Below are 25,314 nucleotides of genomic sequence, written 5' to 3'. Positions count from 1 at the left end.
ATCCGTCTTTTCGATAGCTGGCTCCTCGCCATCCCGTTGCCGTTGGGAAAGCAGTGATCGGCCAGGCCGATCCTTTCGGTCGTAGTCGGATTCGAACATGGAAACCGTTGCCTCGCTCGGGCGCGCACCCCAAACCCTGCGCTTATGTTAACCCAAGCTAAAGGGACACGGAAAACAAATGGTTAACATGGAAACTTCAGCGCACACGGCAGATTAAGCTTTGCCTGCTATGGCTCCCTCGGCTCAAGCAGATTCCGGGAGGCGGATATTTCACTCGCCACCTTCATCGAAAGCAGGCAGCGCGTATTGCGCGATTATTTCGCGGCCATAAGCGGTTCGGCGGGGCGGCTTGTCTTTTCGCTCGGCTATTTCATCGTGCTGGCGAACACCTTGTCGATCGCCGATTTCGGCCTGTTCGCCACCGCCTCGGCGGCCGGCGTCATGCTTTCGCGCATTCTGGCCTTCGGCTTCACCGCGCCGCTCTACCGGATCGCTACCGTGAAGCCGCGGCTCATCGGCACCTATACGGCCGGTTTCCTGCTGATGAGCGTGCTCTCCCTGCCGGTGCTGGGGCTCGCCTCCGTCGGTGTCTATCTGCTCTTTTTCGGCGGCGATATGCCGCCCGGCGCCTTCGCGCTGGTCGTTGTCGCGGAGGCGCTCTTGTGGCGGCCGGCCGAAACGGTCGTCATCGTCAACAACGGTCTCAACCGCTTCGGCCGTGGCGCGCTGCTCGTCGTCCTGGGCACGGCGGTGCGGGCGCTTGCGGCAGTCCTCTTAGCGCTTGTGTCGAACGGCGAACTGTGGCTGTGGACGCAGCTTTATCTGCTGGCCAATGCCGTCTCCCTGCTGGTTGCAGCCTTTTTCTTCTATCCCTGGCAGCGCATGCGGCTGCGGCCGGCTCTGTACCTGCGGCGGCTGGCCGACGCTGTCTATGTCTCTAGCGCCGAGGTGCTTTTCTACTTTCAGATGGAACTCGACAAGCTGCTGGTCCTGGCGCTGGGCGGCGCGCAACTGGCGGGCATCTATGCCATCATCATGCGGCTGGTGGATCTGACGGCCATCCCCATCCGTACCTTCTCGATGCTTCTGGTACAGAAGATGATGCGCACCCCGGACATGCTGGCCCGCATCGGCGTTCGGCTGGGCATCGAGGGGGTGATTTTCGCCGTTTCCACGACGGCCATCTTGGCGCTCGCGCTCATCCTGCGCGTCTTCCCGAACATTCTCGGGCGCAACGTGGCCGAGGCAGCGCCGCTCGTGCTTCTGGCGCTCTTCGTGCCGGGCATGCGCAACCTGGTCGAATATCAGGCCGAGCTTCTCTTCGCGCGCGGCCAGACGCTGCTGCGGGCGATCAACTTGATGCTCCTGGCCGGCACGAAGGCCGTTCTTCTGGCCCATGTGCTCGCGGCCTACGCGGCCCCGCGCGATATCGTTCTGGCACTCAACGGCGTCTTCGCCGCCCTCTACCTCGTCTCGCTGCTGTTGACCTATTGTGCGCTCAGCATGCCGGCGAAGCGGGTCTGATCTGAAGCCGCAGTGCGGCGAATCCTTGTGGGAACGGCCGCGCCAGCGGCCTCGATCTGCTCGTCTTCCCGGATCAGGCGAGGGCGCTCTCCAAGACGCCGCGAAATGTCTCCCGCCGCTTGGCCTGCCAGTCGTCCGCCGCGTCTCCCGTTGATTGTTCCAGCGCCTCCCGCAAGGCGGCGGCAAAGGCGCGCGGGGTCTCGGCGGACTTCACCCGTGGCGGCAGCCCGTCGATGCCGCGTAGGGCGAAAGGCGTCGCCACCACAGGGCGGCCGATGGCGATGGCGTCGAGCGACTTGATCTGGATGCCGTCGCCGGCGGTCGACGGCACGGCGATCACCCGAGCGGAGGCGAGGAACGCGGCCGCATCGGGCACCCGGCCGGCGATCTCGATACCCTCGAAACGGCCCCGCAGATCCTCCGCTCCCGTGCCGCCAACCCTGATGCGAAGGCTTGGCGCAAGCGGCACGACTTCCTGGCAGAACCAGTCGAGGCCGGCGCGGTTGGGTCCCCAACTCCATGTCCCGAGAAGCGCGATGTCGCAGTCCGGCTCAGGCAGTCGGAAAGAATCCGCCAGCGGCATGGGCGGCACGGGCAGGACAGTGACCGACGAGGCGCCCATCTCACGGAACACGTGCGCCTGGGCTTCGGTCAAGGTCCACACACTTCGCGCCCTCAGCGCGAGCCTGCGTTCCACCTCTTCCATCATTCGCGCCTCCCGCGTGAAGATTGCGCGGCGGAAGACGTTGCCGTGCCGCGCCTGCCCCGCGTAAAGCAGCCCCTCGCAATTGTGGGAAACATGAATGAGGTCCTGGCCGTCGAGCCGCGGCAAGAGCCAGCCCATCTGAGCGTGGTCGAGGATGACCCGGTCCCATCGGCGCTCGGAAAGCGCCTGTTCGAGCGTGGCCAGGTAGCTGCCGCCGACGTATTTTTCGGCTGAATAAGGGGTGCGGCGGGCAAAAGCCTGCGCCAGCCACCGGACGGCGCTGAAGGCTGCGCCGCGTGTTTCGATGGCCCGGGTCTCGACCAGCATCTCGCCCGCGCCGGGGACATAGCCGGTGCGGGCATAGCCCAGAACGCGCACGTCGTGCCCCAACGTCCGCAACGCCTCGATAACATGGGCGCTGACGATCTCCCCGCCCGCGCGCCCTTCGCCAGGTAGCACCGTGGTGAGGAAGAGGATGGAAAGCCTGCGTGACGCCGCCGCTTCGCCGCCGCGCGCCGCCTTCTTCGGCAGTGGGCGATCTTTAAGCGTAAGGTGCGCGGCGGACTTGCTCATGAGGAAGTCTTCCCACGCAGATCGTCGGCAATGGCCAAGAGGAACGCCCAGGAATCGATGAAGTAGCGGCGGAAGAGGCGGCGGGGCTCGCACAGGAAGCGCCAGAGCCATTCCGCTCCGAAGCTGCGCATCAGCCGCGGCGCTCGCTGCGCCGTTCCGGCGAAGAAGTTGGCGCCCGCTCCCAGCGCCATGGCATAGCACGGGCCGATCACGTCGCGATGCCGGTCGAGCCACAGCTCCGATTTCGGCGCGCCGACGCAGAAGAGCAGATGCGTGGTGCCGAGGGCCGCGATCCGCTGTGCAAGCTGCGAAGAATATGCCTCGTCCGCCTCGAAGCCGAAGGGCGGGACGATGACCTGCGCATCCTCGAAGCCGCGCTGCGCGAGCTTGGTTCCGATGCGGCCGGCCGTCTCCTCGTCGCTCACCACGAAGAACGGTCGATGCATGTCGGGGTCGAGCCGTACCATCAGCGCCGGGAACAGGTCCGCCCCGGTGACGCGCTCCGGAAGGGGCACGCCGCGCCAGCGGGCGTAGAAATAGACCGGCATCCCGTCCGCCGTCACGAACGACGCCCGGTCGTAAGCGGCCCGGAAAGCGCCGTTGCTGCGCATCTTGACGATGTGGTCGAGATTGGCGGTGAACAGCATCTCCGCTGCACCGTGGAGCGGGGGAGGGGTGTGCGCCAGGTGATCCGCCAGAGCCTGGGTGCCGGCGGGGCAGAAACGCAGGCCGAAAATGCCCTCGGGATGTCGCGTCAAAGCCCCGTTTTTGTGTTCACGCGCGCGCGTTTCCATTTCGGGGCCCCTCAGGCAACCAGCCGGCGCAGGGGCTCGAGATCGGTCTCGGTGAAGGACTGCACGCCGATCGCCACCTGCTCCGGCTCCATGGAGCCGATCAGTCCGCGCAGCCCCGTTTCGTCGAGGCTCGGGCCCGACCAGTAGACGCGGCAGAACTGTGCGGCGTCATGGAAATGGCCTTCGCCGCCCAGGATCTCGTCGACATAGCGGCCGTAGAGAATGCATTCGGAAAAGCGCCGCCGCGCGGCGACCACTTCCACCCAATGGCGCGCGTGGATTGCTTCGATATGCCGAACCATCGCCGCCACCGTCTGGCGGTCCCAGGCGATGACCGTCGATATGTAGTCGTGCCGGGTGGAAGCTTCAGGCGTCAGCGCGAGCGCGAAACCGGCATTGGCGTACCAGTCGCCGTGTCCGGCTTCACTGTCGACGGGCAGCGCGCCTTCGCGGCGATAGAGCCTGAGCTTGCCGTTTTGCCGGAAGGCCGACACGTCGAACGGCTTCAGGAAGACGACGTCCGAGTCGCAGTAGACGAGGGTCGCCTCCCGCACTTGCCCGGCGATTGCGATGCGCCGCAGTTGCTGCACGTGCCAGCCGCGCAGCGGCGGCGTGCGCGTGCTGAGCCAGATGCGGCGGCGGAACAGGCTCACCGGATCGGGCAGGCTGTGCAGCCACCCCGGCAGCAGGTCACGCTCGTCGATGACGATGCGATTGGGACCGTCCAGTGCACGGAAACGGGCGACATCGTCGCTGGATACGAGCAGATAATGCATAGCCGCGCCGCTGACGAAGCGGTCCACGGTTTCACAAAGCAGCCGGCAGCGTTCGAAGTCGCCGGCATAGCTGGGCGTCACCAGCGCCGCATCACCCTCCTCCGGAGCCGGCCGCGACCTTGCGGCCGCATCTTGGACGAGCGCGCGCCTGGTCATCCCGGACATCCCGCCTGGTTCGGTCGCTGCCGCTCGGCCGTGCCGTCGGCTGTGCTGCAGAATGTGCCGCGCGTGGCGGCAGCGCTGACACGGTCAGCCGCTGCCGGTGCGGGGGCTCTGAAATTGGCGAGAACGCGCTGCATTTCCTCTTCCTATTGCAATCCGCATACCAGTTCGCTCGTGAAGCGATGATTAAGGCGCGGGGCTGAAAGGCACAGGCGCAAGGGAAGGCGGCCCCTCATGTGCAAGGTGTTTAACGAAAGCTTAATCGGCGGCCGCTCTTAATGAGGGGGATATTTGCTGATTCGGCGGGGCAGCCTTGCAATCGAAACCCGGGACGAAATCTGTCTCTCTTCTCGTGCGCTCGCCTGAATTGGCGGCTGATGTGGTCGATTGTGTCGTCACCCTTCCCACCTTCAGGCGTCCGCAGCATCTGTTGGAGACGCTCGGCTCGCTGGCCGCGCAGAACACCGCGCGCCGCTTCGCCGTTATCGTGATCGAAAATGAGGCGGAAGAGCGCGCCGGCGCCGAGGCGGCTGCGCCGCTGTTCGCACGCAAGGAGATGGAGGGTCTCGTCATCGTCGCGCATGAACGCGGCAACTGCGCCGCCTACAATGCGGGGTGGCGTACGGCACTCGAGACCTTCCCGAACCTTCGCCACCTGCTCGTCATCGACGATGACGAAATCGCCGCTCCCGGCTGGCTGGAGGCGATGTGCGCGACAGCGGAGAAGCTGGAAGCCGATATCGTCGGCGGGCCGCAGGTTCCGATTTTCGCCGATGGCACCGCAGACCGCTTCCGGCGCCATCCTGTCTTCCTGCCGCCATACGAAAGAACCGGGCGCGTGCCGGCTCTGTTTTCCTCCGGAAATCTGCTCGTTTCCCGGCATGTGCTGGAAGCGATGGAGCAGCCGTTTCTGGACCTGCGCTTCAACTTCATGGGTGGAGGTGATTCCGATTTCCTCTCGCGCGCCGCGCAGAAGGGGTATCGCCTGGCCTGGTGTGCCGAGGCGCCGGTCCACGAGACCGTGCCGGCGCGGCGTCTCGAAGCGGACTGGATCCGCGCGCGCAGCCTGCGCAACGGGGTCATCTCCACGCTGGTGGAAAAGAAGAAGCGCGCGGGTGAACGGCTGGGTGCGTCGCGCGTTCTGGGCAAGAGCCTTGCGCTGCTGGCTCTGTCGCCCTTGCGCTGCCTTCGATCTCTTTTCGCCACCGGCTCCGTGTCGAGCGCCATGTACCCGGTCTATGTCGGGCTCGGCCGGGTGCTCGCCGAATTCGGATACGCCAATGAGCAATATCGCGAACCCGACAAGAACTGATCGCGGCGGCACCGAGGCGACGGCAGTTCCGGCCCGTGCCGCGACGGCGCTTGCGGTGTTGCTGCTCACAGTGGCCATCATATCCTTCCGCCCGTTCCAGCCGGCCGGCGCCGAAGGTGCGACCGGCGGTGATCTGGTGAACCAGTTGGGCTACGGCTTGCTCGGGGCGCTGGCGGCCTGCGGTCTTCTCACGCTGACGAACCGGCGCGTGCTGGCGGCATTGCTCAGTCCTTGGTGGCTGCTTCTTCTCGTGCTCCTGTCGCTGTCGGTCATGCATGCGCCGTCGCCGCCTGAGGCGATGCGCGCAGCGCTTTTCACGCTCATCGGCATCCTGGTCATGGCCACCGTGTTGATCCTGCCGCCCGATGCCGACGGGTTCTCGACCGTCCTGGCGACTGTCTCCCTGGCTGTCCTGGGCCTTTGCTATTATGGGATCGTGGCGCGGCCGGATGTGGCGATCCACGGCGCCGGTGGACTGGAACCGCAACACGCGGGCCTCTGGCGCGGCAGCTTCTCGCACAAGAACATCGCCGCCCCGGTCATGGCCTGCCTTGCCTTCATGGGCCTTTACCTCTGGCGCCGGCACTGGCGCTGGAGCGGCGGGACGATCCTTGTGCTTGCGCTCTTCTTCATTGCCAACACGGGCTCCAAGACGACGCTCGGCACCGTTCCGCTGGCAATGCTGCTTGTCATCCTTCCCGGCCTGTGCGGGCTGCGATTTCTGGCGCCGGTCTTCCTGGTCGCCGCCATCGCCGGGGCCGCGCTCGCCACGCTCGGCATCGCCCTTTTCGAACCGCTTTCCGAATTGCAGCGGCACTACTTTCCGGGTCTCACCTATACCGGCCGGACCGAGTTGTGGGCCTTCATGGGCGAGATGCTGGCCGAAAGGCCGTGGACGGGATACGGGCTGGAAAGCTTCTGGGGCAGCGATCTCGTCCGCTTTTCGGATCAGCCCTTCGACCGCGCCTGGGACATCCGCGGTATCGTGCACGGCCACAACGCCTATATGGACCTGGCGATAGCGATGGGGCTGCCGGCCCTTCTCGTGGCGATCATCGCCTTCATCCTCGCACCGATGCGCGATTATCTACGCGTTCCGCCGCTCAAGGAGAATGTCCTTCTGGCCGATCTTTTCCTGATGATCGTGGCCTTCACCCTGCTCGACGCCTTTCTCGAAAGCTTCTTCTTCCGCCGCGCGGACCCGGTCTGGCTGCTGATGGTCTTCGCCATTTTCGGCTTGCGGCTGGTCGCGCGCTTTCCGGTGTCGGGAGCGCGCTGACGCTGTTGCATCGGCGCTTCGAACGCGCCATTGCTGGGTCTCCGAAGAAGGAGGCGTTCATGGGCAGGAAAGTGGTTCTCGTTGGCTGCGGCAATATGGGATATGCCATGTTGAAGGGCTGGCTCGCCGCCGGCGAACTGGCGGCGGGCGACGTCACCGTGGTCGAGCCGAACGAGGAGTTGCGCAACCGCGCGGCCGTCCATGGCGTCACGGCGCTCGCAGACGCGAATGCGCTGAATGCCGCCGAACTCGTCGTCTTTGCCGTCAAGCCGCAGGTCATTCGCGATGTGGTGCCGGCCTATCGCCGCTTTGCCCCGGATGCCGCCTTCGTGAGCGTCGCCGCGGGTATCGGTGTCGCCGTCTTCGAGGAAGCTTTGGGCCGCGAGGCGGCTGTCATGCGCTGCATGCCGAACACGCCCGCCGCCATCGGCAAGGGCATGATGGTGGTGTTTTCCAATCCCAACGTATCTTCCCGAATGAAGGCGTTCGTCGACCGCCTGCTTGCCACCAGCGGCGCCGTCGCCACGATCGAGGACGAGGCCCTGATGGACGCGGTGACGGCGGTCTCCGGCTCCGGGCCGGCCTATGTCTTCCACTTCATCGAGTGCCTGACGGCGGCCGGCGAGAAGGCCGGCCTTCCCGCGGAAATCGCCGCGAAGCTGGCGATGCAGACCGTCTACGGCGCGGCCTGCCTCGCCAGGGACAGCGGCGAGGACCCGGGAACGCTGCGCGAGCAGGTGACGAGCCCGAATGGCACCACGGCTGCGGCGCTCGCCGTGCTCATGGGTGATGAAAGGCTTTCAGAGCTGGTGAGCGAAGCCGTGGAGGCGGCGAAACAACGTTCGATAGAACTCGGACGGTAAGCGCTTCGGCCAGCAGTCTCAGGCGGCCGACCTTGCCCGCTCGGGAAAAAGCTCGGAAGGCCTTCCGCAGAAGCCTCTGCCAGCCCCCGCTCGGTGACCAGCCCCGTGACGAGATAGGGCCGGCGTCACAAGGTCATGCAATGCAGGCGCAAGCGTGAAAGACCAAAAAGGCCGGAGATCACTCCAGCCTTTTCGATTGTTGCCCGGTAGTCCGTTTCGGGCGTTGGGCGCGATATCAGTAGCCGGAGGGGCAGCGGGCCGTGTAGCGACGGCCGTACTCGTCACGGTACACGCACTGATTGCTTCCTTCCGAGGCGCGCCCGATAAGAGCGCCGGCGATCGCACCGGCCGCGCCGCCGATCACTGCGCCTTCAAGGTCGTCGCCTGCCACCGCCGCACCTACTGCCGCGCCACCGGCACCGCCGATTGCAGCGCCTTGCTGGGTGGGGGTACATGCCGCGATTCCAAGCAGGAATGGTATCAAAAGAACGAGCTTTTTCATGGGACTCTCCAGATCGCTTTACACCGGGCACAATTTTCCATGCAGCAAATTGTTCCGATCATGAACGCCGGAGATGCTGGTTGGTTGCAACCATGGCGTCAAGAGCCACTCGCCAGCGAGCAAAAAAACCTCTGGAAATGTCCGGATTTAGCCGCATTTCCGCCGGATGGGGGTTCATTTTTCGCCCCATTTTATGAATTGTCGTCTCAATCCGCACGAATTGGGTCGCAAATAAGACGATACCCGGCGATTCTTTTTGGGCAGGGTCAGCGTGCGGAGGAGTGTTCCGGTGCCGCGGGTCGTGGGGTCCCGCCGTCTTTTCGCGCCGGACCAAAAATGGAGTGAAAAAATGTCTGACACATCCGTCGAGGATCACGGCCTCGAGCCGGGGCAGGACAATGTCCGGATCATGGGGCTGGATGTCCACAATCCGGTCTTCTTTGTTTCCGCCGTTCTCATTATCGCGTTCGTGATCATTGCCCTTATTTTCCGGGAGGGCGCCGGTCTGGTGCTCGGGGGGCTACGTACCTGGCTGACGTCGACTTTCGACTGGGTCTTCATGATTTCGGCGAACCTGTTCGTGATCTTCTGTATCGTGGTGGCCGTCTCGCCGTTCGGCAAGGTGCGGCTGGGGGGCAAGGACGCGGTCGCGGAATATTCCTATGCCGGCTGGTTCGCCATGCTGTTCGCCGCGGGCATGGGCATCGGTCTCATGTTCTTCGGCGTGCTCGAGCCGATGTACCATTTCAATAACCCGGCGCTGGGGGTCGCGCCCCCGGTGGTCGACGGGGAGGTCGTTCCGGGCGCGGTGGCCGACGCCCGCAATATGGCCATGTCCGCTACCATCTTCCACTGGGGCTTGCATCCCTGGGCCATTTACAGCGTGCTCGCCCTGGCGCTGTCGCTGGCGGCCTACAACAAGGGGCTGCCGCTTTCCATCCGTTCGGTCTTCTACCCGATCTTCGGCGAACGCGTGCGCGGCTGGATCGGCCACGTCATCGATACGATGGCGGTGTTCGCGACGCTGTTCGGCCTGGCGACCTCGCTCGGGCTCGGCGCTTCGCAGGCCATGGCGGGCCTCAACGAACTCTATGGCATCCCCAACAACGAAACCACGACGGTGCTTCTCATCATGGGCATCACCGCCATCGCGCTGGTTTCGGTGATGGCGGGTCTCGAGGCCGGTGTGAAGCGACTGTCCGAGATCAACATGGTGCTCGCCTTCCTGCTGCTGGTTTTCGTGATCTCTTTCGGGCCGACTGTCGCCATCATCACCGGCTTTTTCAACAATACCTGGGACTACCTCGTGGATCTGCCGAGGCTGTCGAACTGGGTCGGGCGTGAGGACGACGCCTTCGTGCACGGCTGGACGACATTCTACTGGGCCTGGTGGATCTCCTGGTCGCCCTTCGTCGGCATGTTCATCGCCCGTGTGTCCAAGGGCCGGACGGTGCGCGAATTCATCACCTGCGTTCTGATCATCCCGACGCTGGTTTCGGTCTTGTGGATGACGACCTTCGGCGGCACCGCCCTCGACCAGTTCCTGAACGAGGGCTACACCGGCGTGCAGCAGACCGTGGTCGACTATGTGCCGGAACTGTCGCTCTTCGCCATGCTGGCCGACTTGCCGCTGGCGTCGATCAGTTCGCTCATCGGCATCATCCTTGTTATCGTGTTCTTCGTCACCTCCTCCGACTCCGGATCGCTGGTGATCGACACGATTACCGCCGGCGGCAAGATCGACGCGCCGGTGGCCCAGCGTGTCTTCTGGGCTATCTTCGAGGGGCTCGTGGCGATCGTTCTGCTCCTGGGCGGCGGCCTTGCTGCCCTGCAGGCCGGCGCCATCGCGACCGGCTTCCCCTTCGCCATTCTCCTGGTGGTCATGCTCTACGCGACCTGGAAGGGGCTCGCCCAGGAAGAGCGCTGAGCGGCTGCCGACGCGCTTGTCAATTGAAGGGCCCCGCCGTCGCGGCGGGGCCTTTTCTTTGGCTTTTTGCTGTGGCGGGTATGCGGGTTTCCGGTCCGACGGCGCCTTGAAGCCTTCGCTTCAGCCGCCGATGCTTGGCCGCAACGCCGCCGAAACCGGTGCGGTCTCCTCCAGATACTGCCGATAGCCGACGCAGCGGACCTCCGATTTGACACAAACCTCTTCGGCGAAGCGCTCCAGCGCCTCCCAGTAGGCGCCGCCGTTCATCAAGGTGAAGTGGAATCCCAATTGCAGGGGGATCCGGTCGCCCGCATATTCATGTGCGAAGGCGGCATGGAAGGCTTCATAGGCACGCGCCGCGAAAGCGGCGGCCTTCGCCGTGTTCTCCTTTGCGCCCGAATGGCGTGCATAGAGATTGTAATCCATGGCGATTACGCGTCTCCCCCGGGGCCCCTCGGGAATCATCGGCAGGGAAAAACGCGTCACGCCGCCCTTGTCCGCCGCTTCGGCCGGACCGTTCGAGACGGTGCTCGCATCATAGCGGAAGCCCTCGGCCGCGAGCGCCGTGAAGAGACCCTTGCCGGTCGACAGATAGGGTGCGCGGAAGCCGACGACCTCGTTTTCTGCGAAGGACCGCCAATCCGCCGGTTCGCCGTCTATCCGGTTGACCGACCAGGCGTCCCGCAGGATCGTCCGGAACTGCTCCAATTCGTGTTTCCAGTCCGCCGCGCTCCACGCGCCGCCGTCGAAATGACCGCACGCATGGCTGGCGATCTCGTGCCCCTCGCTGCGTGCCTGCCAGATCTGTTCGAGCCTGAGCCGCACGTCGCTGGTGGAGAAGCCGCGGCCGATATTGGTCCGGCCCGCCGCCATGCCGGGGCTGCGATAGGCTTTCAGCGTGTCGGGCGTGAGCAGGTAGACGCAGGACAGGAAGTAGGTGAAGCGCGCGCCGGTCCGTTCCGCCAGGGCCCGGCTGCGCTCCCATTGCTCGATGTGCAATGCCCCGTCGAAGGAGATGATCACATATTGCGGCCGCCGGACGTCGGATTGGGCGAGAGCAGGAGGGGCAAGCAAAGCGAGCGCGCAAGCGCCGAGACGCATAAGAAGAGACATTCGACAACCGTTTCAACAAAAACCCCCATTGCGCGGTTATTGCCGAAATGTGGCCGGCTATCGACTGGAGGCCGGATTTCAACAGCTTTGGTAAAGAGACGCGGAAGGAACGGATCCATCACCTGGAGAGAGAGCCTGGGATTCCTGATTGAGCTTACGAAGGAGGTTCAGATCCTGCGGCTGCGAACAAGCCACCGGACGACCGGCTGATCCGGTGTCACTTGCCGCCGCGCCCTATCCGAGTCGACGGCCATGGACCCCATGTTATCGGCAGGCCCGCCGGCAGACAATCGCTTCGCAACGCCGTGAGCCACCCGGCAGCCGGTGAGCGAGGGGGCATCTTGGCGGCGCAACGCGGCAGACCCCTTCCATGCACGCGAATTTCCGTTAAAAGGCGAGCAGAAAGAAATCCGGGCGCTGCCCGGCGGAAAACAGGTTTTTCATGTCCGACGACAGCTTCATCCGCGAGGTCAACGAAGAGTTCCGCCAGGATCAGATGAAGAGTCTCTGGCGGCGCTACGGCGCCCTAGCCGTGGGGATCGCGGCGCTGCTCATCCTCGCGACGGCCTCTTGGGTCGGCTACGACTATTGGTCGACTTCGCGCGCCAACCAGGCCGGCGATGCGTTCGCCCAGGCGCTTGAGCTCGCCGATGAAGGTCAGACCGAAGAGGCGCTGGCCGCCCTGGAAGAGCTGGAGACCTCCGGCTACGGCGATTATCCCATGCTGGCGCGCCTGCGGGCCGCCACGCTGCTCGCCGAAGCCGGCCGGTACGAAGAGGCCGTGGCGAAGTTCGACGCCGTGGCGGCCAACGGCTCCGCGCCAGCCGCTATCCGCGATCTGGCAAATCTGCGCGCCGGCCTCATCCTGGTCGATCACGGCAGCTATGCCGATGTCGCCGCGCGTGTCGAAGCGCTGACGGATGACGACAATCCCATGCGCCACACGGCACGCGAGGCGCTCGCCCTGGCCGCCTGGAAGGAAGGCGACCGCGAAAACGCGCTCGCGCTTTTCGAGCAGATCATCGACGATCCCCGGGCACCGTCGGGAACGCGGCAGCGGGCGGAGATGATGTCCGAGCTGATTGCCGGTTCGGCCAGCGAATCGGGATAGATCATGACCTTGAAGGTCGCTATCGTCGGCCGGCCGAATGTCGGCAAGTCGACCCTCTTCAACAGGCTGGTGGGACGCAGGATCGCGTTGGTGGACGATACTCCCGGCGTGACGCGTGACCGTCGCGTGCACCCGGCCCGGCTGCACGACCTCAGCTTCGACGTTGTCGACACGGCCGGCCTCGAGGACGCCGCCGCGCCGACTCTCGAAGCGCGTATGCGCGCACAGACGGAAACGGCGATCGACGAGGCCGACCTCGTCCTTTTCATGATCGATGCGCGGGCGGGACTGATGCCCGACGACCGCACCTTCGCCGAGGTCGTGCGCCGCAAAAGCAAGCCGGTGGTCCTGGTGGCCAACAAGACGGACGTGCGCGGCGCCGAGGCCGGCGTCCTGGACGCCTGGGGACTCGGACTCGGCGAGCCGATCGCCATCTCCTCAGAGCATGGCCGGGGCATGGCCGAACTGCGCGACGCGATCGCCGCGGCGGCAGGTGATGCGGCCCTGGAGGAGCCAGAGGCGACGGCGCCGGCAGACAACGGCGAGGCGCTGATTGGCGAAGATGTCGATCCTGACGCCGACGAGCCTGCCATCGACCCGGACAGGCCGATCCGCATCGCCGTGGTCGGCAGGCCCAATGCAGGCAAGTCGACGCTCATCAACGCGCTGATCGGCGAGGAACGTCTGCTTACCGGGCCGGAGGCCGGCATCACGCGCGATGCGATCTCCGTCGAATGGAACTGGCAGGGACGCGGCATCAAGCTGTTCGATACGGCCGGCATGCGGCGCAAGTCGCGCGTTCAGCAAAAGCTGGAGAAGCTCTCGGTCGGGGAGACGCTGCGCGCCATCCGTTTCGCGGAGGTGGTGATCGTCGTCTTCGACGCCACAATGCCTTTCGACAAGCAGGACCTGCAGATCGCCGATCTCATCATCCGCGAGGGGCGGGCGCCGGTGATCGTTTTCAACAAGTGGGATCTCGTCGAGGACCGCCAGGCGACCCTGGCCGAGTTGCGCGAGAAGACGGAGCGCCTTCTGCCGCAGGCACGCGGGATGAAGGCCGTGCCCATTTCCGCCGAGACGGGCCGCGGGCTCGACCGCATGATGGAAGCTGCGGTCGCCACGCATGACATCTGGAACCGGCGGGTACCCACCGGGCCGCTCAACCGCTGGCTGGAGCGCGCCACGGCGCAGCACCCGCCGCCGGCCGTCGCCGGCCGCCGGCTGAAGGTGAAATACATGACCCAGGTCAAGACGCGGCCGCCCGGCTTCGTGCTCTCCTGCTCGCGCCCGGAGGCGATGCCGCAATCCTATGTGCGCTATCTCGTCAACGGCTTGCGCGAGGCCTTCGATATCTATGGCGTGCCCATTCGCGTCGCGCTGCGAACATCCGAAAATCCCTATGCCGGCCGCGCACGCCGCAAGCGCGGCTGAACGGCACTGGCTAAAGCGCGGTCGTTTCCTGGCCCGGCTTGCTATGCACGTTTCAGCGTCACTTCCACCGCGGGGCCGTGGCGGATCGTCTGATAGACCACGCAATAGCGTTCGGTGAGTTTCAGAAGCAGGTCGAGCTTGTCCTGCGGCGCGTCCGTGTCGACCTCGAAGGTCAGGCGGATCCGTGCAAAGCCCACCGGCGCCTCCCGGTCGACGCCGAGCGTGCCGCGAAAGTCGATATCGCCTTCCGCCGCAACCGTGCCCGCGGCAAGCGGTATCTCCAGGGCCGTGGCCACCGCTTTCAGCGTCACGCCGGCGCAGGCGACGAGCGCTTCCAGGAGCATGTCGCCGGAACACAACTCGAGGCCGGAACCGCCGGTTGCCGGGTGCAGTCCGGCAACGGCCAGCGCGCGTCCGGTCTCCACCTTGCAGGCGACGTTCCGGTCGTCGAGGGCGCCGGTGGCGCGCAACGTGACCAGAGCGGCCTGCGGATCCGACTTGTAGCGTTCCTTGATCGGCGCCTGAGCGGCGCGCAATGCGGCGGCGTCCATTCTGTTCCTCCTCCTCGTGCGGGCGGGCGGCGGCTCGCCCAGGGCGCTCCGGCGCCGGCCCTTCGGCATACCCGGGAACCATTGCGAGGGCAAATTGTCGCCCCCGCTCCGCCGTGTCACGGTTTCGGCACCTTTGCCCGGCAGTTCCCGAGCGTCGCGTGCCGCCCCTCGCTTTCTGCAATTTCATCCGTCCCGTTAACCGGTGATCAAGGTTAATCAAATAGTTTGCCGTCCGTTGGCGTTGTGTTTGCGTATCGGTGAGGTTCGAGTGCTTGCATCGGCTATAGGGCGGCTGTTTGAGCGCGTCTGCGAAGACCGTTCTTCTCTTTCTCCGCTGTTTCTCGGGCTTGCATTGTGGGCCGGTTTTCCGACGGCGACCGCCTATCAGGACATGACGAGCCTGGTTTCCGGGCAGGAGGCGGGGCCGCGCTGGGCCGCGGTGATAGAACGCTCGGTGGCCGGTTCCGTGCACCAGGCGGAGATGCCCTTTGTCGATCCGGATGCGCGGCTCGGCGGAATTTCCGGCAGCGGTATGGCGGCTGCGGGCATCGGCGAGATTGCCTTCCGCGCGAAACGGAAGATCGCCGCCGTCACACCCGACGAGGACCGCGTCAATCGCGCCGAGAAACGGGGCCGCCTGGTCGATGCGGTGCCGATGGCGCCGCCGAAGCTGTTCAACGCCGGTTCCATCTTCGAGCAGAAGGGTGCGCTTTTGGCGCCGCGGCGGGTGAGCGACGTGCACATGGCCTTCGCCAAGCCCGAGATCAAAGGCAAGGAGGTGCAGATCGCCTCCGCCTTCTACCTGAAGCACGACCGGCAGGCCGGGTCCGATCTGCCGCCGGCGATCGCCAGCCTGATCAACAACGACAAGGCCGATGTGCTGGCCACCGCCTATGCGCCGGCCGAACCGGACTATGCCGAGGCCTCGCCCTTCGCCAGCATCCTGCGAGACGAGGACGGTGGTCGCTTCATCCCGCCCGTTTCGCCCGGTGACCACGCCTGGGCGCGCCAGCCGCTGCCGCCCTCGGCTTTCTCCAAGCAGGAGCAGCGGTGTCTGGCTGCAGGAATCTATTTCGAGGCGCGCGGCGAGCCAGTGAAGGGACAGGCCGCGGTCGGCCAGGTCATCCTGAACCGGGTGCGCAATCCGGCCTATCCGAACTCCGTCTGCGGTGTCGTCTATCAGAACGAGAAATGGCGCAACCGCTGCCAGTTTTCCTTCGCCTGCGACGGCATTCGCGACCGCGTGAAAAGCCCCGCGCATTATCGCATGGCCGAGGAGGTCGGGATGGCGGTGACGGCCGGCAAGATCTGGCTGGAAGAGGTCGGCTCTTCCACCCACTACCATGCCACTTATGTGAACCCGCGCTGGGCTTCGACCATGGAGCGCACCAAGCGGATCGGCCGGCATGTCTTCTACCGGACCTATGGCGGCGGGTGGAAGTAAAGCGCCGTCTTCACGCCGGGTGGCGTGAAAAGACGGCGATTCCGTCCCGGCCGGCGAACAGGCTGTGAATGACGCTTTGTCGCACCCATGTAACATTCTGATTTTAAACTGAAAAGTAAGTCAATCCTGGTGCTGCTGCGTGGCTTGACTGGCGCGGGACCGGTCTCTATGTTGCGCCCGACTTTGAAGCGACGAAGCTGACCGGTAACCCGGCATGGAGGGTACGGTGGCCGATCGGGACAAGCCGGGCGATCTGGATGGACGCCGGCGTACCCTTGAAGCGGCGCTGGCGGCCAGAAAGCCGGCGGAACCGGAAAGCGACGAGCGCGCGAAGACAGGCGGTGCGGGCGGTTTTGCGAATGCGCTGAGGCTTTCCAGCGAATTCATCGCCGGCATTGTGGTCGGGGCGGCCCTCGGCTGGTTCATCGACGAGATGGCCGGAACGTCGCCTTGGGGATTGATCATCTTCCTGCTCCTCGGTTTCGGGGCGGGCATACTCAATGTCCTGCGCTCGGCGGGGCAGGTCGCTGACTTTGGCGCGACGCCGCCGAAGAAGGGCGATGATGAGGACGGTAAGGACTAATATGCGGCTTCCGCCGCGGCGTGACAGGTGAGGGAACCTCAGTGGCCACAGACCCGATTCATCAGTTCCAGATCTCCAAATGGATTCCGATTGAAGTCGGCGGACTCGATTTCTCCTTCACGAACGCCTCGGCCTTCATGGTCGCCACCGTGGCGGCCGCGGGTGCGTTTCTGTACCTGACCACGTCGAGCCGCGGGCTTGTTCCCGGCCGGCTGCAGTCGGTCTCCGAGATGACCTATGAGTTCATCGCCTCGATGCTGCGCGATGCGGCCGGCAGCCAGGGGATGCGTTTCTTCCCATTCGTCTTCTCGCTGTTCATGTTCGTGCTGGTGGCCAACCTGTTCGGCATGTTCCCCTATTTCTTCACCGTTACCAGCCACATCATCGTCACCTTCGCGCTGGCGCTTTTGGTGATCGGAACGGTCCTCGTCTACGGCTTTTGGAAGCACGGCCTGGGTTTCCTGAAACTGTTCGTTCCTGAAGGCGTGCCGGCTGTGCTGGTGCCGCTCGTGGTCGCGATCGAAGTGGTTTCCTTCCTTTCGCGTCCGGTCAGCCTGTCTGTGCGTCTTTTCGCCAATATGCTGGCCGGGCACATCACGCTGAAAGTCTTCGCTGGCTTCGTCACCTCGCTCGGCGCGCTTGGCGTCGCCGGGGCCGCGGGCGCGGTGCTGCCGCTCGCCATGACCGTGGCGCTGACCGGCCTCGAATTCCTCGTGGCCTTTCTGCAGGCCTATGTCTTCGCGGTGCTCACCTGCATGTATCTCAACGATGCCCTGCATCCGAGCCACTAGGAAAACAGATCGGCGGGTTCCCGCCTGAACCGGATAACCCGAACTTAAAATCCACAAGGAGTTGCAAGATGGAAGTAGAAGCAGCACAGGCAATCGGCGCGGGCATCGCCTGTCTTGGCATGGGCGGCGCCGGCATCGGCCTCGGCCATATTTTCGGTAATTACCTGGCGGGCGCCCTGCGCAACCCCTCTGCCGCCGACGGTCAGTTCGGCCGCCTTATCTTCGGCTTCGCCGTGACCGAGGCGCTCGGCATTTTCTCGCTGCTGGTGGCGCTGCTTCTGCTCTTCACCTAAGCGCGCATCGAACGTGCTTTCAGCCGGCCGTTCCGTGCGGCCGGCTCTTCGGTATCCAAGGGGACAGCCATGTTTGTGGCACCGGCATTCGCACAGGCGGCAGAGGACGCTGCCACCGAAACCCACACAGAGACCGGCGTAGCGGAGAATGGCGGCCACGGAGGCAGCTTTCCTCCGTTCGACGCCTCGACCTATCCTTCGCAGCTCTTGTGGCTGGCGATCACCTTCGGCCTCTTCTATCTGTTCCTGAAGCGGGTGGCGCTGCCGCGCATTGCCAGCATTCTGGAGGTGCGGCGCGACCGCATCGCCCAGGATCTCGACCAGGCGGCGCGCATGAAGGAAGAGGCCGACGCCGCGATTGCCGCCTACGAGCAGGAGCTCGCCGAGGCGCGCAAGAAGGCCGGTGGCATTGCCCAGGAAGCGCGTGACAACGCCAAGGCGGAAGCCGAGGCCGAGCGCCGCCGCGTCGAGGAATCGCTCGAGAAGAAGCTTGCCGAGGCCGAAGGCCGCATTTCGGAGATCAAGCAGGCCGCGCTCGAGGATGTCGGCATCATCGCCGAGGAAACGGCGGGCACCATCGTCGGTGAACTGGTTGGCGGTACGGTGGACAAGAAGACCCTGGTGGCCGCCGTCAAGGCCGCCCGGCAGTAGGAGAGGGCTATGGACGCGACATTCTGGGCACTGGTCGCCCTCATCATATTTCTCGCCGTTCTTGTCTATTACAAGGTGCCGGGAATGATGAACCAGACGCTCGACAAGCGGGCCGAGCGCATCCGCAACGAGCTGGAGGAGGCGCGCGAGTTGCGCGAAGAGGCGCAGCAGCTTCTGGCCGAATACCAGCGCAAGCGCCGCGAGGCCGAGCAGGAGGCAGAGGAACTCGTCGCTGCCGCCAAGCGCGAGGCGAAGATCATCGTTGCCGAGGCGAAATCGAAGACCGAGGAATACGTCACCCGCCGCACCGCGCTTGCCGAGCAGAAGATCGCCCAGGCGGAGCGCGACGCCGTCAACGAAGTGCGCGCGCGTGCCGTCGACGTGGCCATCGCGGCGGCTGGAAGCATTCTCGCCGAGAAGGTCGACGGTAAGGTGAGCGGCACGCTTTTCGAAAATTCGCTCAAGGAAGTGAAGTCGAAGCTGAACTGATTTTCACCCGGAGCGCGAACAGTCAGGTGCCGCCGGCTTGCCGGCGGCTTTTTTTTGAGCAATTCCAGGAAAAGTGGAAGCCGGTTTTCCGTTCGGAATTGCGTGGAATCAACGGCTGGATCCGTTCACCGTTGAAACGGTGAACGGATCCAGCCTGGCCCAAGGGTTCCATCCGTTCCGGCTTGCGCTGCGTCGTGTCTTTGTCAGCGGCTCGGGGGCGAATAGGCGATATCGAGCATCTCGCAGAGCTCTTTGAGGCATCCTTCGAAGATCGGCTCCACGTTGCTGAAGGCGAAGCCGATCTGGTTCAGCACCTCCATGCACAGGAGACCGTAAAGCCGCATCCAGCAGGTGAGAAAAACGTAGGCGGCTTCGGGCGGTAGCCGGCCGCCGATTCGCTCCGAATAGACCTGAAGCTGCTCGGCGATTGCCGGGTCCATGTCGTCCAGGCTGGGAATGGGAAAGCGCTGCGCTTCCCAGATGACCACGACCTGCTCCAGGAACACCTGCCCGAAGGCATAGCCGGAGTGGCTTGAGGAGGGGTTGCAGCGCGGCGTGGAAGAGGCGGACACGGGGCTGGCGAAGAGAATCCGGAATTCCGCCGGATGCGCGACGGCCCAGCCGCGCAGGGCACGGCAGATGGACAACAGCCGCTCGGCCGGCGTGTCGAAGTCGGGCCGATCGCCGGCGGTGCGCATGGTCTCGATCAGCTCGCGGAAAAGGTCGGCTTTCAGCCCCTCCATCAACTCCGCCTGGCTCGCATAGTAGCGGTAAAGCGCCGGCCCCGTCATGCCCATGCTGCGGGCGACGGCATTCATCGTCACCGCGGCACTCCCCTTGGCCACGAGGAGCGCGCGTGCGCTTGCGCAAATTTCGCCGAGGGTGGATTCGCGAAGCCGTTCCCGGCGGCTTTTCTGGTGTGTGGTGGGCATCTGCTGGTAAACCGTGGCCGTTGACATGAAAGTGCTAATAACATTAGTTATAGTATCTAACGAAACATGTTCATGCAAGCAGTGCACTGCGAGCGCATGACGGCGCCGGGCTGACCGGCTACACAGTGGGAGCGATCATGATTGTGCTGATCCTGGGGCTTTTCCTGTTCCTCGGAACCCATTCGGTGCGCATGGTCGCACCCGGTCTGCGCGAGCGAGTCATGGCGCATGGCGGCGAGCGGGCATGGATGCTGCCATACACCGTCATCTCCATTCTGGGCTTGGTGCTGATCGTGTGGGGCTATGGCCTTGCCCGGCAGGAACCGATCATTCTCTATGCACCGCCCACGGGGCTGCGGCATCTGGCGCTGCTACTGATGCTGCCGGTCTTTCCGCTTGTCGCCGCCGCCTACGCGCCGGGACACATCAGGGCGGCACTCGGGCATCCGATGCTGATCGCGACGATCCTGTGGGGAGGCGCGCATCTTACTGCCAACGGCACGCTGGCGGATCTGGTTCTGTTCGGCGGACTGGCCGGATGGGCAGCCGTCGATTGGGCTTCCTCCGTTCGCCATCCGCGCAAGCCAGCGGCGGTGCGCATGCCCTCGATTCGCGCCGATGTGGTGGCCGTGCTCGCCGGATTGGCCGTCTACGGTCTCTTCCTTGCCGGGTTGCATCGGATGCTCTTCGGCGTCTCGCCGGTGTGAGGCTTAACCCGTTTTCTCATGCTCTCGCACGGCGACCTTCGGGCCGCTCCAAACAGGTGCAGGGCACAGGGATACGAGAAAGGCGGGTTAGAGCAATTCCAGGAAAAGTGGAAGCCGGTTTTCCATCCGGAATTGCGTGGAATCAAGTTCAGTTCACCGTTTCCGTGAAACGGTGAACTGAACTAGGCTTCGGCGGGCTTGAAGGGCGAAAAGCTCATCCGGTGAAGCCGGATCATCGGCCCGTGCTCGGCGATGGCCGAGCGGTGCTTTTCCGTGGCGTAGCCGACATGGCTGTCGAAGCCGTAATGCGGTGCGCAACCGCCGGTGCGCACCATCATGCGGTCACGCACCACCTTGGCGACGATCGAGGCGGCGGCGATCGATTGGGAGCGCTGATCACCCTTGACGACGGCCCGGCAGGGGCAGGGCAGGCCCGGCGGTATGTCGCGACCGTCAGCGAGTGCATAAGCCGGCCGCACGCACAGGCCTTCCAGGGCCCGCCGCATCGCCTCGAGGCTTGCCCGAAGAATGTTCGACCCGTCTATGGTGGAGGCGCAGATCGAGGAGACCGAGACGGCGAGCGCGGCCTCGAAGATGTCCAGGAAAAGGCTGTCGCGCGCTTCCCGCGCCAGCCGCTTGGAATCGTCGAGACCGTCCGGGATGCGCTCGGGATCGAGCACCACCGCGGCCGCGACGACCGGTCCCGCCAAGGGGCCGCGGCCCACCTCGTCCAAACCCGCCACCGGTGCGTGCCCCTCGCGCATGATGCCGCGCTCCAGCACGAAATCGGGCCGCACCGGGAGATCGAAAAGAAGCGGAGAATCGGAATGCGAAGGAGCCATTGCGGCGATGCTCGCATCGCTTCCGATTCTCCGCAAGCCTTTCCCGGGGAGGGGGCAGAGAAATCCGGGGAAGGCGCCGTCGGGACGGGGGAGGGCCCACGACGGAAAGGATGTGCAGGCGCGGACGCGCGCCCGCCAGGAATGTCAAAGCAGCACGAGTTGCTCGCCCGACCCGTTCACCGGCTTGAACAGGTCCGTGCGCAGCTTGCGCCGCTCGGCGTTGAGGCCGATGCGCTTGGCGGCGATTTCGAAACGGCGGCCGATCTGCCAGGCATAGGGGCCGGTTCCCTTCATGCGCTTGCCCCATTCCGCATCATAGTCCTTTCCGCCGCGCATCGAGCGCACGAGCGACATGACGTGCCGATAGCGGTCGGGGTAATGGCGCAGGAGCCAGTCCTTGAAGATCGGGCTCACCTCCAGCGGCAAGCGCAGGATGATGTAGCCCGCCTCGCGTGCGCCGGCGGCATGCGCCGATTCCAGGATGCGCTCGATCTCGCTGTCGTTGAGGCCGGGGATGACCGGCCCGATCATCACGGAAACGGGAATGCCGGCCTCGCTGAGCGCACGCACCGCCTCCAGCCGCCGCGGCGGCGTCGCCGCTCGTGGTTCCATCGTACGGGCAAGCTTGCGGTCGAGCGTGGTGATCGAAAGCGCCACCTTTGCCAGCCCCTTCTCCGCCATACGCGAGAGGATATCGATGTCGCGTGTGACCAGCGCCGATTTCGTCACGATGCCGACGGGATGCCCGTGCGCTTCCAGCACCTCGAGGATCTCGCGCATGATCCGCCATTTCTTCTCGATCGGCTGATAGGGATCGGTGTTGGTGCCGATGGCGATGGTGCGCGGTTCGTAACCGCGCTTGGAAAGCTCCCTTTCCAGAAGGCGCGGCGCATCCGGTTTGGCGAACAGGCGCGATTCGAAATCGAGACCCGGGGACATGCCCATATAGGCGTGGGTCGGCCGTGCGAAGCAATAGACGCAGCCATGTTCGCAGCCGCGATAGGGATTGATGGAACGGTCGAAGGAAATGTCGGGCGACGAATTGCGCGTGATGATGGCGCGCGGCTTTTCCACCTGTACTTCCGTCTTGAAGGGCGGCAGGTCCTCGATCGTCTCCCACCCGTCATCGAAGACGTGCCGGGTGATCGGCTCGTAGCGGCCGGTGGGGTTGATCCCGGCGGCCCGGCCGCGCCGGCGATCATCGCCAATCCGTAGGCCGGCCTCCTCGATCACCGCATTGGCGGCTGCCGCCCCGGCACCGCGTGAAGCGACAAGGTCTGCCCGTGCAATCTGGTCCATGGGTCCCATGCCTTTCGCGTTCCGTACAATCGCGTTCGTCGGATGAATCTATTCCTATCCACCGATGCGGAACAAAGCAAGAACTTTTTGGTGGAGCTGTGAATATTTTCCGCTTTTCACCCCTTGGCGCGGCGCAGGTGCTCGTCGAGGCGCGGCATGATTTCCACGAAGTTGCAGGGCATGTGCCGATAGTCGAACTGGTCCTTCAAGACGTGGTCCCAGGCGTCGCGGCACGCGCCCGGCGAGCCCGGCAGCACGAAGACGAAGGTCTGGCCGATGAGCCCGGCGGTCGCACGCGACTGGATGGTCGAGGTCCCGATCTTCTCGAACGACACGCGATGGAAGACATCGGAAAAGCCGTCCATGCGCTTGTCGAAAAGCGGCTCCAACGCTTCCGGCGTGACGTCGCGCCCGGTAAAGCCCGTGCCGCCCGTCGTGATCACTGCGTCTATGGCGCCGTCGGCACACCAGGCCCGGACGACCTCGCGGATGCGTTCGGCCTCGTCGGGCGCGATCGCCCGGTCGGCGAGGTGGTGGCCGGCCTTCTCGATGCGTTCCGCGAGGGTGCGGCCGGATTTGTCGTCGTCCAGCGCACGGCTGTCGGACACGGTGAGCACGGCAAAGCGCACCGGAATGAACTGGCGGTCGTTTTCAGCCATCCTGAACCGGCTCCGAAGTTGGCATAATGCTCGTCGCTTGAAGGAACCATGCGGGGCGGCGGCTGGCAATGGCCTTTGCGGCCGCGCGCGCGTCTTCATCCGTCGCGAAGATGCCGAAGCAGGTCGCGCCCGAGCCGGACATGCGTGCCAGAAGCGCGCCGGCGTCTCGCAGGGTCTCCAGAACCGAGGCGATTTCCGGCACGAGGCCGATGGCCGCCGGTTCCAGGTCGTTGCGCGTAGTCTCCAGCCAGTCGACCGTTGCGGCAATATCCCCCCCCGGAAAAGGCGGAAGGGGCGGGTTCGACCGCTTCACCAATGCCGCGAAGACGGCGGGCGTGGCAAGGGGGATGCCCGGATTGACGAGCAGGACGGGCAGCGTGGGCAGGCCGGCCACCGGCTCCAGTGTCTCGCCGATACCGCGCGCGAGGAGCGGCCGGGCGACAAGGCACATGGGCACGTCGGCGCCGAGACAAAGGGAAACCGGCGCCAGTTCTTCCCCCGTCGTGTCGATCCGCCAATATTGCTTGAGCAGACCGATCGCCGCAGCCGCGTCGCTGGATCCGCCGCCAATTCCCGACGCGACGGGGAGATTCTTCCCCAGCGTGAGCTTTACCGGTCGCGCCGCGGTCGCACCGAAGGCGCTGCGCAGCATGTCGCGCGCGGCCAGCACCAGGTTGGTGCCGTCGCGCGGCACCTCCGCCCCGTAGCGGCCGGTCACGACGAAGGCGTCGCGATCTGCGGTTTCCGCTTGCAGCAGATCGCCGTGCCGCGTGAAGGCGACGAGGGTTTCCAGGAGATGATAGCCGTCGGCGCGCCGGCCCGTCACGTGGAGCGCCAGGTTGATCTTCGCCGGCGCCACGCGCTCCAGGCCCCCCGCCATGGAGAGGGGCTCAGTCCTTGGCCAGGCGATACTCGCCGGTCTCGGGATCCTTGACGAGTGTGCCCATGCTGCCGGTGCGTGCCTCCTGTCGCACGCGCTCCATCCGTGCGCTGACACGCTCGGCCTCGCGCACGAAAGCCCGGTAGCCGAAATAGGCGACGACGGCGATAAGGCTGAAGAAGATCAGTTGCGGCATGCTGCTTGTCTCCTAGCACTATCCCGAAGATAGTTCGTTTCGCCGGTCGCGCAATGCTTCAAAGTCCATAGCGCCGCCACAGAGCCTGTTCCTCGGCGGCCTGCAGAAGCCCGGCCGTCGCCGCCGCGGCGATTTCGGCCCGCCCCTCCGTGCCGAACAGGCTCACCCGGCGGCCGAAAAGGCCGCGCGGCTGGCTTACCAGCTTGAGCCTGGTCTTTTCGCCATACCGGCTCTTCAGATAGGAACGCATGTCGCCGAGCGCGTCGACCAGGCCGAGCGCGTGCCCGCGCTCACCCGACCAGAACAGCCCCGTGAACAGATCGTCGTTCTCGACGAGCCTCCCGCCTCTCCGCTCCTTCACGAGTCCGACGAAGATTTCGTGCAACTCGTCCTGGATGGACTTCAGGTGCTTTACATCCTCTTTCTTCTCCGGCTGGAAGGGATCGAGGATGGCCTTGTTGCGGCCGGAGGTGTGCACGCGCCGCTCCACGCCGATCTTGCCGATCATCTCCTGGAAGCCGAAACCGGCTGACACGACCCCGATGGAACCGACGATCGAGGAGGGGTCGGCGATGATCTCGTCGCCTGCCAGCGCGATCATGTAGCCGCCGGAGGCGGCGACGTCCTCCACGAAGACGAGCACCTTCCGGTTCTTCTCCTTGGCAAGGTCGCGGATGCGCTTGTAGATGAGGCGCGACTGCACCGGCGAGCCGCCTGGAGAATTGATCGAGATCGCCACGGCGGGTGCCGAATAGGAAAAGGCCTTTTCGAGCACGCCCGCCGTCGAGGAAAGCGAAAGATGCTGGCGCATGGGGCTGGCGCTGGCCATGATCGCACCCTGCAGTCTGACGACGGGAATGGTGACGGCGTCGGAACGCAGGGATTTCGGGAGAAGGCGCGACAGCAGCTGTTTCAAGGGGCGGG

The 25,314-nt window shown here is 64.9% G+C and carries 27 protein-coding genes; 14 read left to right on the top strand and 13 right to left on the bottom strand.

Annotated features, from left to right (window positions below; all coding sequences use genetic code 11):
- Nucleotides 1-306: 306 nt before the first annotated feature.
- Entirely contained in the window at nucleotides 307-1,524 is a 1,218-nt protein-coding gene (locus tag SIN08_RS16760) for a lipopolysaccharide biosynthesis protein (RefSeq protein WP_322452743.1), read from the top strand.
- 73 nt (nucleotides 1,525-1,597) lie between these two features.
- Here SIN08_RS16760 and SIN08_RS16755 read toward each other — a convergent pair whose 3' ends face one another.
- The 3 genes from SIN08_RS16755 to SIN08_RS16745 are packed head-to-tail and all read right to left on the bottom strand — an operon-like array spanning nucleotide 1,598 to nucleotide 4,529.
- Nucleotides 1,598-2,803 (bottom strand): glycosyltransferase, encoded by a 1,206-nt coding sequence (locus SIN08_RS16755; protein WP_322452742.1) that lies wholly within the window; start codon nucleotides 2,801-2,803, stop codon nucleotides 1,598-1,600.
- Nucleotides 2,800-3,597: a WecB/TagA/CpsF family glycosyltransferase gene (locus tag SIN08_RS16750; protein WP_322452741.1), complete on the bottom strand. Its 798-nt coding sequence runs from the start codon at nucleotides 3,595-3,597 to the stop codon at nucleotides 2,800-2,802. The genes SIN08_RS16755 and SIN08_RS16750 overlap by 4 nt, the downstream gene beginning before the upstream one ends.
- A gap of 11 nt (nucleotides 3,598-3,608) precedes the next feature.
- The gene (locus SIN08_RS16745) at nucleotides 3,609-4,529 is read right to left on the bottom strand and encodes a DUF6492 family protein (RefSeq protein WP_322452740.1); all 921 of its coding nucleotides are present in this window, start codon (nucleotides 4,527-4,529) and stop codon (nucleotides 3,609-3,611) included.
- Nucleotides 4,530-4,848: 319 nt separating this feature from the next.
- Between SIN08_RS16745 and SIN08_RS16740 the strand changes: the two genes are divergently transcribed.
- The 3 genes from SIN08_RS16740 to proC are packed head-to-tail and all read left to right on the top strand — an operon-like array spanning nucleotide 4,849 to nucleotide 7,989.
- The gene (locus SIN08_RS16740; RefSeq protein WP_322452739.1) at nucleotides 4,849-5,847 is read left to right on the top strand and encodes a glycosyltransferase family 2 protein; all 999 of its coding nucleotides are present in this window, start codon (nucleotides 4,849-4,851) and stop codon (nucleotides 5,845-5,847) included.
- Nucleotides 5,816-7,126, top strand: a complete 1,311-nt coding sequence (locus SIN08_RS16735) for an O-antigen ligase (protein ID WP_322452738.1) — start codon at nucleotides 5,816-5,818, stop codon at nucleotides 7,124-7,126. The genes SIN08_RS16740 and SIN08_RS16735 overlap by 32 nt, the downstream gene beginning before the upstream one ends.
- Before the next feature lie 59 nt (nucleotides 7,127-7,185).
- Complete coding sequence (gene proC / locus SIN08_RS16730; protein WP_322452737.1) at nucleotides 7,186-7,989, top strand: pyrroline-5-carboxylate reductase; 804 nt, start codon at nucleotides 7,186-7,188, stop codon at nucleotides 7,987-7,989.
- A 235-nt stretch (nucleotides 7,990-8,224) separates the two neighbouring features.
- Here proC and SIN08_RS16725 read toward each other — a convergent pair whose 3' ends face one another.
- A complete protein-coding gene (locus SIN08_RS16725) occupies nucleotides 8,225-8,491 on the bottom strand; it encodes a YMGG-like glycine zipper-containing protein (RefSeq protein WP_322452736.1) in 267 nt (88 codons plus the stop codon).
- 349 nt (nucleotides 8,492-8,840) lie between these two features.
- Here SIN08_RS16725 and SIN08_RS16720 point away from each other — a divergent pair, with 349 nt between their 5' ends.
- Nucleotides 8,841-10,418, top strand: a complete 1,578-nt coding sequence (locus SIN08_RS16720; RefSeq protein ID WP_322452735.1) for a BCCT family transporter — start codon at nucleotides 8,841-8,843, stop codon at nucleotides 10,416-10,418.
- 120 nt (nucleotides 10,419-10,538) lie between these two features.
- Here the strand turns inward: SIN08_RS16720 and SIN08_RS16715 are convergent, their stop codons facing one another.
- Nucleotides 10,539-11,531 (bottom strand): polysaccharide deacetylase, encoded by a 993-nt coding sequence (locus SIN08_RS16715; RefSeq protein ID WP_322452734.1) that lies wholly within the window; start codon nucleotides 11,529-11,531, stop codon nucleotides 10,539-10,541.
- 442 nt (nucleotides 11,532-11,973) lie between these two features.
- Between SIN08_RS16715 and SIN08_RS16710 the strand changes: the two genes are divergently transcribed.
- Both SIN08_RS16710 and der read left to right on the top strand, forming a co-directional pair.
- Nucleotides 11,974-12,642, top strand: coding sequence for a tetratricopeptide repeat protein (locus tag SIN08_RS16710; protein ID WP_322452733.1), 669 nt, complete (start codon nucleotides 11,974-11,976; stop codon nucleotides 12,640-12,642).
- A gap of 3 nt (nucleotides 12,643-12,645) precedes the next feature.
- Entirely contained in the window at nucleotides 12,646-14,073 is a 1,428-nt protein-coding gene (gene der, locus SIN08_RS16705) for a ribosome biogenesis GTPase Der (protein ID WP_322452732.1), read from the top strand.
- Nucleotides 14,074-14,114: 41 nt separating this feature from the next.
- Here the strand turns inward: der and SIN08_RS16700 are convergent, their stop codons facing one another.
- Entirely contained in the window at nucleotides 14,115-14,624 is a 510-nt protein-coding gene (locus tag SIN08_RS16700) for an OsmC family protein (RefSeq protein WP_322452731.1), read from the bottom strand.
- Nucleotides 14,625-14,892: 268 nt separating this feature from the next.
- Here SIN08_RS16700 and SIN08_RS16695 point away from each other — a divergent pair, with 268 nt between their 5' ends.
- The 6 genes from SIN08_RS16695 to SIN08_RS16670 all read left to right on the top strand — a co-directional run bounded on the left by SIN08_RS16695 (nucleotide 14,893) and on the right by SIN08_RS16670 (nucleotide 18,875).
- Nucleotides 14,893-16,068 carry a cell wall hydrolase gene (locus tag SIN08_RS16695; RefSeq protein WP_322452730.1) on the top strand — a complete coding sequence of 392 codons (1,176 nt, stop codon included), beginning with the start codon at nucleotides 14,893-14,895 and terminating at the stop codon, nucleotides 16,066-16,068.
- Nucleotides 16,069-16,282: 214 nt separating this feature from the next.
- Nucleotides 16,283-16,651 carry an AtpZ/AtpI family protein gene (locus SIN08_RS16690; protein WP_322452729.1) on the top strand — a complete coding sequence of 123 codons (369 nt, stop codon included), beginning with the start codon at nucleotides 16,283-16,285 and terminating at the stop codon, nucleotides 16,649-16,651.
- Nucleotides 16,652-16,692: 41 nt separating this feature from the next.
- The gene (locus tag SIN08_RS16685; RefSeq protein WP_322452728.1) at nucleotides 16,693-17,442 is read left to right on the top strand and encodes a F0F1 ATP synthase subunit A; all 750 of its coding nucleotides are present in this window, start codon (nucleotides 16,693-16,695) and stop codon (nucleotides 17,440-17,442) included.
- 68 nt (nucleotides 17,443-17,510) lie between these two features.
- Nucleotides 17,511-17,735, top strand: a complete 225-nt coding sequence (locus SIN08_RS16680) for a F0F1 ATP synthase subunit C (protein ID WP_322452727.1) — start codon at nucleotides 17,511-17,513, stop codon at nucleotides 17,733-17,735.
- Nucleotides 17,736-17,804: 69 nt separating this feature from the next.
- A complete protein-coding gene (locus SIN08_RS16675; RefSeq protein ID WP_322452726.1) occupies nucleotides 17,805-18,386 on the top strand; it encodes a F0F1 ATP synthase subunit B in 582 nt (193 codons plus the stop codon).
- A gap of 9 nt (nucleotides 18,387-18,395) precedes the next feature.
- Nucleotides 18,396-18,875: a F0F1 ATP synthase subunit B gene (locus SIN08_RS16670; RefSeq protein ID WP_322452725.1), complete on the top strand. Its 480-nt coding sequence runs from the start codon at nucleotides 18,396-18,398 to the stop codon at nucleotides 18,873-18,875.
- Between the two features lie 203 nt (nucleotides 18,876-19,078).
- Here the strand turns inward: SIN08_RS16670 and SIN08_RS16665 are convergent, their stop codons facing one another.
- A complete protein-coding gene (locus tag SIN08_RS16665; protein WP_322452724.1) occupies nucleotides 19,079-19,807 on the bottom strand; it encodes a TetR/AcrR family transcriptional regulator in 729 nt (242 codons plus the stop codon).
- 137 nt (nucleotides 19,808-19,944) lie between these two features.
- Between SIN08_RS16665 and SIN08_RS16660 the strand changes: the two genes are divergently transcribed.
- A complete protein-coding gene (locus SIN08_RS16660; protein WP_322452723.1) occupies nucleotides 19,945-20,514 on the top strand; it encodes an NnrU family protein in 570 nt (189 codons plus the stop codon).
- A 182-nt stretch (nucleotides 20,515-20,696) separates the two neighbouring features.
- Here the strand turns inward: SIN08_RS16660 and SIN08_RS16655 are convergent, their stop codons facing one another.
- From SIN08_RS16655 to SIN08_RS16630, 6 genes are all read right to left on the bottom strand, one after another.
- Complete coding sequence (locus SIN08_RS16655; protein ID WP_322452722.1) at nucleotides 20,697-21,356, bottom strand: ribonuclease HII; 660 nt, start codon at nucleotides 21,354-21,356, stop codon at nucleotides 20,697-20,699.
- A 144-nt stretch (nucleotides 21,357-21,500) separates the two neighbouring features.
- Nucleotides 21,501-22,655: a PA0069 family radical SAM protein gene (locus tag SIN08_RS16650; protein ID WP_322452721.1), complete on the bottom strand. Its 1,155-nt coding sequence runs from the start codon at nucleotides 22,653-22,655 to the stop codon at nucleotides 21,501-21,503.
- 116 nt (nucleotides 22,656-22,771) lie between these two features.
- Nucleotides 22,772-23,314: a molybdenum cofactor biosynthesis protein B gene (gene moaB, locus SIN08_RS16645; RefSeq protein ID WP_322452720.1), complete on the bottom strand. Its 543-nt coding sequence runs from the start codon at nucleotides 23,312-23,314 to the stop codon at nucleotides 22,772-22,774.
- Nucleotides 23,307-24,194 (bottom strand): 4-(cytidine 5'-diphospho)-2-C-methyl-D-erythritol kinase, encoded by an 888-nt coding sequence (locus SIN08_RS16640; RefSeq protein ID WP_322452719.1) that lies wholly within the window; start codon nucleotides 24,192-24,194, stop codon nucleotides 23,307-23,309. The genes moaB and SIN08_RS16640 overlap by 8 nt, the downstream gene beginning before the upstream one ends.
- Nucleotides 24,195-24,204: 10 nt before the next feature.
- The gene (locus SIN08_RS16635) at nucleotides 24,205-24,390 is read right to left on the bottom strand and encodes a hypothetical protein (protein ID WP_322452718.1); all 186 of its coding nucleotides are present in this window, start codon (nucleotides 24,388-24,390) and stop codon (nucleotides 24,205-24,207) included.
- A gap of 58 nt (nucleotides 24,391-24,448) precedes the next feature.
- Nucleotides 24,449-25,306 carry a S49 family peptidase gene (locus tag SIN08_RS16630; protein WP_322452717.1) on the bottom strand — a complete coding sequence of 286 codons (858 nt, stop codon included), beginning with the start codon at nucleotides 25,304-25,306 and terminating at the stop codon, nucleotides 24,449-24,451.
- Between the last annotated feature and the right edge of the window lie 8 nt (nucleotides 25,307-25,314).

It is taken from the genome of Chelativorans sp. M5D2P16 (assembly GCF_034427935.1).
In the GTDB taxonomy this organism is placed as follows: domain Bacteria; phylum Pseudomonadota; class Alphaproteobacteria; order Rhizobiales; family Rhizobiaceae; genus Chelativorans.
The sequence above is the reverse complement of the archived record's forward strand: the minus strand, read 5'-3'. Positions and strand labels throughout refer to the sequence as shown.